Below are 12,267 nucleotides of genomic sequence, written 5' to 3'. Positions count from 1 at the left end.
AGATCGCGGGTTCGATTCCCGTCGGGACCGTATTGCCTACCCAATAGGGTAGGCATTTTTTTATGCTTGCATATCCACAAATTTCCTATTACAATCAACCACAATCACATCCAACAGGTTCGACCTCAGCGTAAACAAATCTACTCCCTTTACAACGCTATAACGCTGCAACAAAAACTTAACATTTGTCCTATTTGTTCATATTTTTAGAAGAGGAATCGCGTAACCATACGTTTTACACCAATTATTTATATTACAAAATAATGAGAATACTGATATATAAACGTTTTAAGCTATTTGCAAGTGTTCAACATATTTTGTGAAACAGTATTTCGGTGGTAAACTTATAAATAATATTATTCTATAATTTTTAATACTAAAATAGAATTAACCGTTCATAAATGGTAAATTATATATTAGATAACTATGCGCTATATATACAGAGTAAATCACCTTTCACAAGGTTCAAACTAGAAAAATATAGCCTTCACATAATTAAACGAACGGAAGAATTACACTTTGAGAAAAGAGGTTTAAAGTATATGGCTAGAAAAGTTGTTGTAGTCGATGATGAAAAACCAATTGCTGATATTTTAGAATTTAATTTGAAAAAAGAAGGGTACGAAGTATTCTGCGCTTACGATGGTAACGACGCAGTAGATTTAATCTACGAAGAAGAACCAGACATCGTATTATTAGACATCATGTTACCAGGCAGAGACGGCATGGAAGTCTGCCGTGAAGTCCGTAAAAAATTCGAAATGCCTATCATCATGTTAACAGCGAAAGACTCAGAAATTGATAAAGTATTAGGTCTCGAATTAGGTGCAGACGATTATGTAACAAAACCTTTCAGCACACGTGAACTCATCGCACGTGTAAAAGCAAACTTGCGCCGTCATTATTCACAACCAGCACAAGAAGTGAGTGGCGCGACAAACGAAATTACAATTAAAGATATTGTCATCTACCCAGATGCATACTCAATTAAAAAACGCGGTGAAGATATCGAATTAACACATCGTGAATTTGAATTATTCCACTATCTTTCTAAACATATGGGTCAAGTAATGACACGTGAACATTTATTACAAACAGTGTGGGGTTATGACTATTTCGGTGATGTGCGTACTGTCGACGTAACCATCCGTCGTCTACGTGAGAAAATTGAAGACGATCCATCGCACCCAGAATATATCGTGACACGCAGAGGCGTTGGATACTTCCTCCAACAACATGATTAGAGGCAACATCTCATGAAGTGGCTTAAACAATTACAATCCCTTCACACTAAACTCGTTATTGTTTATGTATTACTGATTATTATTGGTATGCAAATCATCGGTTTGTACTTTACTAATAGTTTAGAAAAAGAATTACTCGATAACTTTAAAAAGAACATAACACAATACGCGAAGCAGTTAGATGTAAATATAGAGAAAGTTTACAACGATAATGACAAAGGTACGGTAAACGCTCAGAAGGATATCCAAAACCTTTTGAGTGAATATGCCAACCGTCAAGAAATCGGAGAAATTCGCTTTATAGATAAAGACCAAATCATCATGGCAACAACCAAGCAGTCTAACCGCGGTCTAATTAACCAAAAAGCGAACGACAGCTCCGTCCAAAAGGCACTTTCTCTAGGCGAAACCAATAATCACATGGTTCTCAAAGACTATGGTAGTGGTAAAGAACGTGTCTGGGTTTACAACATACCAGTAAAAGTCGATAAACAAACAATCGGTGATATTTACATAGAATCGAAAATCAACGACGTTTATAACCAACTGAACAATATCAATCAAATCTTTATCGTCGGTACTGCGATATCGTTATTCATCACAGTCATCCTCGGTTTCTTCATCGCCCGAACGATTACCAAACCAATTACCGACATGCGTAACCAAACCGTCGAGATGTCTAAGGGTAACTACACCCAACGCGTTAAGATATACGGTAATGACGAAATCGGTGAGCTCGCACTCGCCTTCAACAATCTATCCAAACGTGTTCAAGAAGCACAAGCCAATACTGAAAGTGAGAAACGACGACTTGACTCAGTTATCACACATATGAGTGACGGTATCCTTGCGACAGACCGCCGTGGTCGCGTACGTATTGCCAACGACATGGCACTCAAGATGCTCGGTCTCGCGAAAGAAGACGTCATCGGTTATTACATGCTTGGCCTTCTCAACCTTGAAAATGAATTCTCACTAGACGAAATCCAAGAAAATAACGATTCCTTCCTCTTAGACATTAACGAAGAAGAAGGCATTATTGTACGTGTTAAATTTAGTACCATCGTTCAAGAAACAGGATTCGTCACAGGTTACATTGCCGTGTTACATGACGTAACAGAACAACAACAAGTCGAGCGTGAACGTCGTGAATTCGTAGCCAACGTTTCACACGAATTACGTACACCATTAACATCAATGAACAGCTACATCGAAGCACTCGAAGGAGGCGCTTGGCAAGATGAAAGCCTCGCACCACAATTCCTATCCGTAACACGTGAAGAAACAGAACGTATGATTAGACTCGTTAACGACCTACTTCAATTATCTAAAATGGACAACGAGTCAGATCAAATCACGAAAGAAATCATCGACTTTAACATGTTCATTAATAAAATCATTAATCGACATGAAATGGCAGCTAAAGATACAACATTCGTGCGTGAAATTCCGCAACAAACCATCTTTGCGGAAATCGATCCAGATAAGATGACACAAGTATTCGACAACGTTATTACCAACGCAATGAAATATTCACGTGGCGATAAACGTGTCGAGTTTCATGTGAAACAAAATGCACTTTACAATAGAATGACCATTCGTATAAAAGATAATGGTATTGGAATTCCAATTAATAAAGTAGATAAAATCTTTGATAGATTCTACCGTGTTGACAAAGCACGTACACGTAAGATGGGTGGTACAGGATTAGGTCTAGCGATTTCTAAAGAAATTGTCGAAGCACATAATGGACGTATCTGGGCAAACAGTGTAGAAGGACAAGGTACGTCTATCTTCATCACACTTCCTTGCGAAATCATTGAAGACGGTGATTGGGATGAATAGTAAAGAACATATCAAATCGATTATCCTAGGCTTACTTGTACTCATGAGTATCGTATTGACATATATGGTCTGGAACTTTACGCCAGACCTCAATAATGTCGCTAGTTCAGAAAATAGTAAAAGTAATGAACCCAAACCACTCAGTAAACCAATGACAGCAAAAATGGATGGCACCATCACACCATTCCAAATCATCCACGCAAAGGATGATAAACCACAAGGAACAGTATCAACAGGCGATGCATTAGATAGTATTATCGAACCGTTGAAGAACCAAGAAGTCAAAACGGTTTCCCACACACATCGCGATCATAATCTCGTCATACCTGAATTAAGCAACGATTTCGTCGTGCTCGATTTCACATATGACTTACCATTAACAACATACTTAAGCCAAGTACTGAATATCGATGCCAAAGTACCAAATCACTTCAACTTCAATCGATTGCTCGTAGACCAAGATAACGACAATCACGTCGTGCTCTACGCGATTAGTAAAGACCGACACGAAGTCGTGAAACTAAAAACATCAGCACAAGGTAAAAACATTGATAAAGCCTTAAAAAGTATCAAATCAAACATGCAACCATATACAGAAATCATCACCAACAAAGATACAATCGACAAAGCAACACATGTATTCGCACCAAGCAAACCTAAAGGCTTAAAGTCATACCGCATGGTCTTCTCAACAATGAACGTCGAAAGAATGAACTCCATCCTCTTCGATGATTCAACTATCGTACGAAGCTCACAAAGCGGTGCAACAACTTACAACAACAATACCGGCGTCGCGAACTATGACGGTAAGAGTGAAATGTACCATTATAAAAACTTATCCGAAGACGCGAAAAGCTCAAGTAACATGGAAGAAACAATTCCAGGTACGTTTGAATTTATCAATGGTCATGGAGGCTTCCTAAATGAAGACTTCCGTCTATTCAACACAGATAATAAGAACGGTAAACTCACATATCAACGTTTCTTAAATGGTTATCCAACCTTCAATACTCAGAATTTAAACGAAATTCAAGTCACTTGGGGCAAGAAAGGTGTCTTCGATTACCAACGTTCACTACTTAAGAGTAGCGTTCAATTGAACAGTGAAGAATCTAAGAACCTACCTACAGCCGAATCCGTGCGTTCAGCACTTGCCAATGATAGTAATATTGACTTTGAAAAGGTAACCAACCTCGCAGTCGGCTATGAAATGGATGACAAACCAGATAAAGATGATATTGAAGTTCAACGCAACAGTGAATTCACACCACAATGGTATGTTGAATACGACGGCAATTGGTACGTCTATAAAGATGGGAGGCTAGAATAAATGAACTGGAAACGCACTAAGACGCTATTCATTTTCGTATTTATTCTCGTCAACATCTTGCTCGTCATGATTTATATCGATAAAGTCAATAAAGCACAGATTAACGACGCTGAGAGTAGTAATCATGTTAATTTTCAGCAAGAGGAAATTAAAGTGCCTGAAGACGTGCTGAATAAGAGCGTGAAAGACACCAAACTCGCACAAATCACAGCACGTTCTAAGGACTTCTCAAGTTATGCGAAAGATCACTCTAGCCTGAGCACCTCAGATTCAGACAAGACACTTGAAGGCGACATAGACAAGACAGTGAAAGTCAGCGACAAGAACCTTCAAGACATTAAAGATTTCATAGCGCGTAACGTTTATAACGGCAAAGAATATCAACTCAGTGACTTAAGTTCAGACAACATGACTTATGAACAAACATTCGAAGGCTATCCAATTATGAACAATAGTAAAGCGCGTTTAACCTTTAATTTAAATAATGGAAAGGCAACCAGCTATAAACAAACAGCCATGAATAACATCCATATGGCAGAAGGTTCAAACAGCTCGAAGAAACAAGTCATCAGCCCACGTAAAGCCGTCGAAGCACTTTATTACAATAGATATTTAAAACAACATGACCAAGTCATCGACGCACGCCTAGGCTACTACTCAGTCGTAAAAGAAACAAACGTACAACTACTACAACCAAACTGGGAAATCAAAGTCAAACACCAAGGCAAAGACAACATAGAAACCTACTACGTCGAAGCCACCGACCAAAACCCAAAAGTTATAAACTAGGTGCTGAAGTGAGCGGTTAGGTCGTGAGCAATAACTAGCTATGAGCAAAAATCGATTTTTGATTTTAGCGATTAGCGTATTATTGTTGAACGACCTGCTCACTGAAGCCCGTCCATCATTCCAGCAACATTTTTATACTACAACACACAAAACGACCACTCACCGAAGCAGAGTGGTCGTTTCTTTATGCAATTACGAAGCGGTCAGAAATTAATATTCTACGTCACTAACTATTCATAAACTGACAATTGGCACACACCTGCTAAAATTGGTATAGTATAATATAAAGGAATTTTAGAGAACGTTTCGTTTCGAGATTAAATAATTAGAATCAACACACCTCGAAATCTCAATTATGACTCACATTCACGTGCAATAAGTTAAATTACAAACCAGAATCCTAACACTAAACGCAACAACACCTAAACGCACGTCATATCCACATCACACCCTAACAATTCTCAAACAAATAAAGATTGTACATATTAGAAAGGATGAAGCCGCTTGATACGTATGAGTGTATTAGCAAGTGGTAGTACAGGTAACGCCACTTACGTTGAAAGTGAGAAAGGTAGCCTACTCGTAGACGTAGGTCTAACCGGCAAGAAAATGGAAGAGCTATTCAGCCAAATTGATAGAAATATTAAGGATCTTAACGGTATCTTAGTTACACATGAACATATCGATCACATCAAAGGCCTTGGCGTTCTCGCGCGTAAGTATAACCTTCCAATTTATGCGAATGAGAACACGTGGAAAGCCATTGAAAAGAAAGACAGTCGCATCCCTATGGATCAGAAGTTCATCTTCAATCCATATGAAACGAAATCTATTGCAGGATTTGATATCGAGTCTTTCAACGTTTCACATGACGCGATCGACCCACAATTCTATATCTTTAACAACAACTATAAGAAATTCACGATGCTGACAGATACAGGCTACGTGTCAGACCGTATGAAAGGCATGATTCGTGGCAGTGATGCATTCATGTTCGAAAGTAATCACGATGTCGATATGTTACGCATGTGTCGTTATCCTTGGAAGACAAAGCAACGTATCCTCAGTGATATGGGTCACGTTTCCAACGAAGATGCTGGTCTCGCAATGACAGACGTTATCACAGGTAACACGAAGCGCATTTACTTATCTCACTTATCCCAAGACAACAACATGAAAGACCTTGCTCGTATGAGTGTAGGCCAAGTGTTAAATGAACATGATATCGATACTGAGAAAGAAGTACTTCTCTGCGATACGGATAAAGCTCAAGCTACACCAATTTATACGCTATAATTAAATAATAGTAAGACACCCGACCTACTTAAATATGAGATTTAAGTAGGTTCTTTTTTGAAAAAATCTGTGGAAAAGTAATGGAAAATTAGGAAAATAACACTCGAGTTGGTCTAAAAAGTAGATAATATAAGCCTTAATTGTAAAAATTTGGTTAAGACTACCTTAAAGTTATCCACTAAAATGTCCATAGTTATCCAGAGTTGTGTACAATACACACAGAAATACCCACAATATACACAGGGTTATCCACAAAATAACAGATTATTCCACATGAAATGTGTATAAATCTCAAAAATAGTTAAGGTAATATAAAAATTATTGTTATAATAAGAGGGAATAGTGTGCACAAGTTAATAACTTGTGGATAAGTTAGATAAATCATACATATTTATATGGAGGATAAAATGAAAATTACAATCCTGTCTGTAGGAAAACTAAAAGAGAAATATTGGAAGCAAGCAATAGCAGAATATGAAAAACGACTAGGAGCCTACTCAAAAATTGAAATCATAGAAGTTCCAGACGAAAAAGCACCAGAAAATATGAGCGACAAAGAAATAGAACAAGTCAAAGAAAAAGAAGGCCAACGACTACTAACTAAAATCAAACCACAATCCACAGTCATTACATTAGAAATCCAAGGCAAAATGTTGTCATCAGAAGACCTAGCCAAAGAACTACAAACACGCATGACCCAAGGCCAAAGCGACTTCGTATTCATCATAGGAGGATCAAACGGCCTACATCAAGACGTCTTACAACGTAGCAACTACGCTCTCTCATTCAGCAAAATGACCTTCCCACACCAAATGATGCGCGTCATCTTAATCGAACAAATCTACCGCGCCTTCAAAATAATGCGCGGTGAAGCTTATCATAAGTGATGCAGTTTTTTTAATAAGATTTAATACTATAGAATAAAAAGAATATGTATATAAAATTATTAATAAAATATAATTTTAAATTCACAATAGACAGGAAGAAATATTTCATTATCACTCTCTTTGTTTAACTACTTAGTTAAAACTGCAAAGAATATATTTTGAAAATAAGAATAAAATATGTAATAAATAATCGAATTTAAGTTCGCTTTAGACGAAAGGGGTTTTTAAAAATGTATGATTGTTCAAAGGAGTTCTATACTTTTTATCGTAAAAAGGTCGTACTTTCCGCTAAAGAACAGAATGAATTAAGACTAAGGCGCAAACAGAATATTAGAAGGATGAAAGATGGGTTAAAGGAATATAATGGAGAGAAAAAAACGAGTTATAAAATTGCAGAGGACCGTATTCAAGGTAGCATGGCTATGCATACCATTACGCAGAATGACGAGAAGGACTATGATATTGATGTAGGTATAGTATTTGAAACAGATTGTCTTAATAGTTTGGGTGCACAAGCTACTCGCAATATGGTAGCAAATGCTCTTGAAAGAAAAACTAGACAATTTGCACAACCACCTGAAATAAAGACTAGTTGTGTACGTTTAAAGTATAGTTCTCTTGGATATCATATGGACTTTGCTATATTCCAACGTAGTAAAGAATATGAGTGGGACGATAATTATACATATGAGCATGCAGGGGTAGAATGGACAGAAAGGCACATCAAGGCATTAGAAGAGTGGTTCATTGATCGAGTAAAGTATTCTGGTGATGATTTACGTAAAATAGTGAGATTGTCCAAGATGTTCTGTAAATCAAGAGATAGTTGGAAAAATATGCCGAGTGGTCTTGTTCAAACAATATTATGTGACGCAAAGCTAAAAAATAACTATTCACGCTTAGATGAGAAATTTTATTACACTATGCAAGCTATTGTGCAACGTCTGGAGAACCATCTCGATGTTAAAGCTCCTGTCGATAATGGGAGAGAGCTAATAATTAGAGATGTTGATTATAAGCGAATGAAGAATTGGAAAAATCGATTGAGAGCGAGTCTAAATAAGTTGGCCATACTTTTTGATAAGGAATGCTCGCGAGAAGATGCTCTGCAAGCTTGGGCGTTGTTTTTCAATCATTCTTATTGGGAGGAATTAGCCGAACAAAATCAAAGAAGAAATATTAGTGAGAGTCGTTTCCTAAGTTTCAATGATACTGAGCAATTTATAGATGAACTATATCCGATTTATGAAAAATATAATGTTTCCATAGACTGTGATGTTTCAGGTAATGGTTTTTCTGTTATGCCAATTGAGAAGTTTTTTGATAAACTCTCCCCACAACTTAAAAAGTTTATTCCATATAATTTTTCTATTAGATGTAGGCTTGGGGATACTGATTGTCCGTCCTATGATAAGATTCTTTGGAAGGTAAGGAATATCGGTATTGAAGCTGAAAAACGAGATTGTATAAGAGGACAGATAGTAGACAGTAGAGGTACTGAAATTAAGGAGAATTCAAATTTCGCAGGATTCCATTATATTGAATGCTATTTAATTAAGGAAAGCATATGCGTAGGTATAGGTCATATAGATATACCTATAGGAGGCAATTAAAATGCAAGAATATAATTATGGGAAAAAGGTTTTAAAAATGTTAGGTATATGTGTTGTATTTTTGACACTTATATTGTTTAGCAAATATTTAAAAACTGTTAATATACTATTTGGTTCAGAAGTTGTTCTTTTATTTGCCGGTGCTATTATACCTAGAATCGGGAGTAGTACTATCGAATTAGCAGATAATAGTAACTGGAAGACATCTCAGAGAAAGTTAAAAAGAGCAGGAAAGTTACAAGACGACACTTTAATAAGAATTTCGTTTGCATATCTTTATAGAATTAAAGTAGATGATAAATATTTTTTAGTATTGAATAATAGGTCAGAGAAATATCAACCTGTAGGAGGTGCGTACAAGTTTTATGAAAAAGAGGGAGAATATCTGTCACGACATATCCCAGCTGAAAGTGATAATCGAATCCCAGTAGATGAAGTAACTAAAAGGGACTACAGGCTACTAGTTAAGAATAAAGATTTAAGGAGATTTATAAAACGTTTCAATAAAACATCATGCAGAGAAAATGTAAATAATCTTAGTCGTGAATTTGAAGAAGAAATATTTACAACTGGCATCTTGAATAAAGATACTTTCGGTAATTTATCTTACAGATATATTGGTAGACATATGACAGATGTAGAATACGGACGAGTGTTTAATCATTTTGAATTCCTCTTAGCAGATATTCTTGAAATAAAACTTACAGAAAAACAAGAAGAATTATTCAGGGAACTTATGCATTTAAGTTCTGACAAATATTGTTTTGCATCAGCTGATACAATTAAAGCTCATGGAGTTAAATATGGGACTCGAGAACTAAAAGACGATATTGCTAATCATACACCAAAAATATTGACCGAAAATACAGACGATTTGACTAATAGAAATAAAATCAAGGACATTATTACTGTTCGATTATAAATTATTTTGAAAACATGACATGTTCAAGTGTATCATCGTTAATGAGGTTAATGGATTATTTTTGAACTCAGGATTAACCGTTACGCTGAAGCATACCACAAACGATACGTTTTTTTAGCTACTTCATAAAGAGAGAATGAACATATTGTAATGTATAAGTAATAGTCGAACTTTCCATTTTATAAATTAAAAAATATTTATTTAGATGAAATTATAATGGAAACAAAGAGTAAAGATGGAGCTATATGATAAAAAGGGTAAACCAATAGTTTATATTGAAAATAATGAGGACATTTATCTTTTCAAAGGCCAGCCAGTGGATTACCTAGATAATAATGAAATTTTTGGATTTAATGAGTTTCATATTGGATGGTTTGAAAATGGATGGATTAGAGATTTGGATGGAAGATGTGTGCTTTATACTAAGTATGCTCATGGTGATCCAATAAAACCAATAGCAAAAGTGAGACCAATAAAATAAGTAAAGAAGTTATCGAAAATTAAAAAGATACCTTCAGTTTCTTGGGCTAGCATAGATGGAGAAGAATTTTTTAAAAAATGGTATAAGCTATTAAAAGCTATCTAATAACAGAAAACTGGTAAATACTGAATATAACTAAAATTATTAGAATGAGTGATTGCAATGATACTTGAAAATTATAGCGCTACTATCTATGATTATATAAATATTTTTGATTCTCCATTGGGGCTTCATCTACCCGACAGAAAGTCATTGATTTAGGACGGAAATTATGAATATTATGAAATAGAAATATTAATGGAACATAATTTGATTTTGTCACTAATTAGCTCAATGCATCAAGTAATCGAATTGTAATTGAGAAAATTTTTATACAAAAGGTTAAATCATTTCAAGACCAAAGAAAAGATAGGTAAGTTTGAAACAAACTATTAATAATAGAAAATTATTGATAAATATTTATTATATTAAACTGAGTTGATGTATAGAATAAGATATTTTGATGTAAATGAAACTTAAAATTTAATTTTTCATAGAGGTAAAGAATCTCTTAATGATATTGTAAATAGTATTGAAGTTAAATTTTGAAAAGAATGTGCTTATTAATGAATAGAAATAGTGAAATATCTATAATACAAAATTTGAAATGGCTTTTTATGTTAATCTTTATTATTGATATTATATTTAATGGAGATGAAGTTGATTGAATATTAAACCATTATACATCTTTCTCTTTTTCATATGGGCTTTGATTTTAGAAATATTAGTTTACAGACCATCTGTTTTTACTATGATTTATCTTTTTTTAACAAGCTCAATTCTACTTTTTATAAATATCAAAAATAAGAAATTACAAAACTACTTTTCAAAAGTATGTCATGATCGAAAAAATACTAACCTTCTCAAACATTGGGTAATATTAGATGATAAAAAGCAAAATCATAAAAAAATAGTTAGAAAATATTATGAAAACTTGAACAAAATAATGTATGCTTTTAGTTTTATTTTTATAATAGCTATTTATCTTCTTTTAAAAGTACTAACTATAATTCAACCACTGGCAATTACTTTTCTAATAATTATTTTAATGGGTTTTATATTTTGTATAATACAAACTGCACTTTATAGATTTCCAATTGTTATCACTTTAATTGTACCTTTTATTTCATTTTTAATTGTAGGCTTTCTACACGATAGTAAAGAAATTGAAAACTTAATTCTATTGAAAATTCTATTTATTTTATTTTCTACAGTATCTTATGGCATCATATGTCTTTATGCACAACCTTACGTCATTAGAAATTTATATGAAAATCAATTATTCATCAATGGCTTACCAAATATAGTTTTATTAGTTTTTACGTTTGTAATGAATAGTATTGAAAAACCTTCACTTAACTTTACTAAAGATCCTAATTTTTCTAAACTTCCTAATGAAATTCAAATGCTCCTTTCAAATCAGGAATTTGTGAATAAAATAAGAGATATTATTTATCAATCTCAAATGACTGAGATTACTTCTGAAATAACAACAGATATTCTTATAATTAGTATTATGATTTTTACATTTAGTGCTTCGTTGAATATAAAAATGAGATATGATAATAAAAAAGCTAAAAAGTTACTTGCTAGTGTCAGATTGAAAAGTGTAAAATCTCAAAAATTCTGTTATAGAGACTTCCAAAAAGTTAGTTATTATGGTGGTTCATACTATGAGGATCAACTTTTTGCCTTGCCAGGTGTTTATAAGTTTATTTATGATATTGAAAAAAATGAAGAGGAATTCTGAGATACTTTTAAAATGAATGTTATTGCTAGGTTAAGTGGATATTCCCACTTAACTTATTTTATTTTGTGCTA

Annotated in this window: 9 protein-coding genes and 1 pseudogene; all 10 read left to right on the top strand. The window is 34.3% G+C overall.

Going from position 1 to position 12,267, the window contains the following annotated elements:
- Positions 1-542 precede the first annotated feature (542 nt).
- On the top strand, positions 543-1,244 hold the full coding sequence (yycF, locus tag HMPREF3264_RS00090; RefSeq protein ID WP_002434481.1) for a response regulator YycF: 702 nt from the start codon (positions 543-545) through the stop codon (positions 1,242-1,244).
- 12 nt (positions 1,245-1,256) lie between these two features.
- Entirely contained in the window at positions 1,257-3,089 is a 1,833-nt protein-coding gene (walK, locus tag HMPREF3264_RS00085; RefSeq protein ID WP_002445018.1) for a cell wall metabolism sensor histidine kinase WalK, read from the top strand.
- Complete coding sequence (gene yycH, locus HMPREF3264_RS00080; protein ID WP_070871526.1) at positions 3,082-4,419, top strand: two-component system activity regulator YycH; 1,338 nt, start codon at positions 3,082-3,084, stop codon at positions 4,417-4,419. The genes walK and yycH overlap by 8 nt, the downstream gene beginning before the upstream one ends.
- Entirely contained in the window at positions 4,420-5,208 is a 789-nt protein-coding gene (locus HMPREF3264_RS00075) for a two-component system regulatory protein YycI (RefSeq protein WP_044466529.1), read from the top strand.
- Between the two features lie 513 nt (positions 5,209-5,721).
- Positions 5,722-6,504, top strand: coding sequence for an MBL fold metallo-hydrolase (locus HMPREF3264_RS00070; RefSeq protein ID WP_002445012.1), 783 nt, complete (start codon positions 5,722-5,724; stop codon positions 6,502-6,504).
- A gap of 407 nt (positions 6,505-6,911) precedes the next feature.
- Positions 6,912-7,391: a 23S rRNA (pseudouridine(1915)-N(3))-methyltransferase RlmH gene (gene rlmH, locus HMPREF3264_RS00065; RefSeq protein WP_070871525.1), complete on the top strand. Its 480-nt coding sequence runs from the start codon at positions 6,912-6,914 to the stop codon at positions 7,389-7,391.
- 230 nt (positions 7,392-7,621) lie between these two features.
- Positions 7,622-9,004, top strand: coding sequence for a nucleotide-binding domain-containing protein (locus tag HMPREF3264_RS00060; RefSeq protein WP_070871524.1), 1,383 nt, complete (start codon positions 7,622-7,624; stop codon positions 9,002-9,004).
- Between the two features lies 1 nt (position 9,005).
- A complete protein-coding gene (locus HMPREF3264_RS00055) occupies positions 9,006-9,926 on the top strand; it encodes an SMODS-associated NUDIX domain-containing protein (protein ID WP_070871523.1) in 921 nt (306 codons plus the stop codon).
- Positions 9,927-10,161: 235 nt separating this feature from the next.
- Positions 10,162-10,407 carry a 4-fold beta flower protein gene (locus HMPREF3264_RS00050; protein WP_070871522.1) on the top strand — a complete coding sequence of 82 codons (246 nt, stop codon included), beginning with the start codon at positions 10,162-10,164 and terminating at the stop codon, positions 10,405-10,407.
- 1,074 nt (positions 10,408-11,481) lie between these two features.
- Positions 11,482-11,535: pseudogene (locus HMPREF3264_RS13070) on the top strand (hypothetical protein); the annotation flags it as partial.
- Between the last annotated feature and the right edge of the window lie 732 nt (positions 11,536-12,267).

The organism is Staphylococcus sp. HMSC62A08 (assembly GCF_001839105.1).
GTDB classification, from domain to species: Bacteria; Bacillota; Bacilli; order Staphylococcales; family Staphylococcaceae; genus Staphylococcus; species Staphylococcus caprae.
This window is presented reverse-complemented; position numbering and strand designations above follow the sequence as displayed.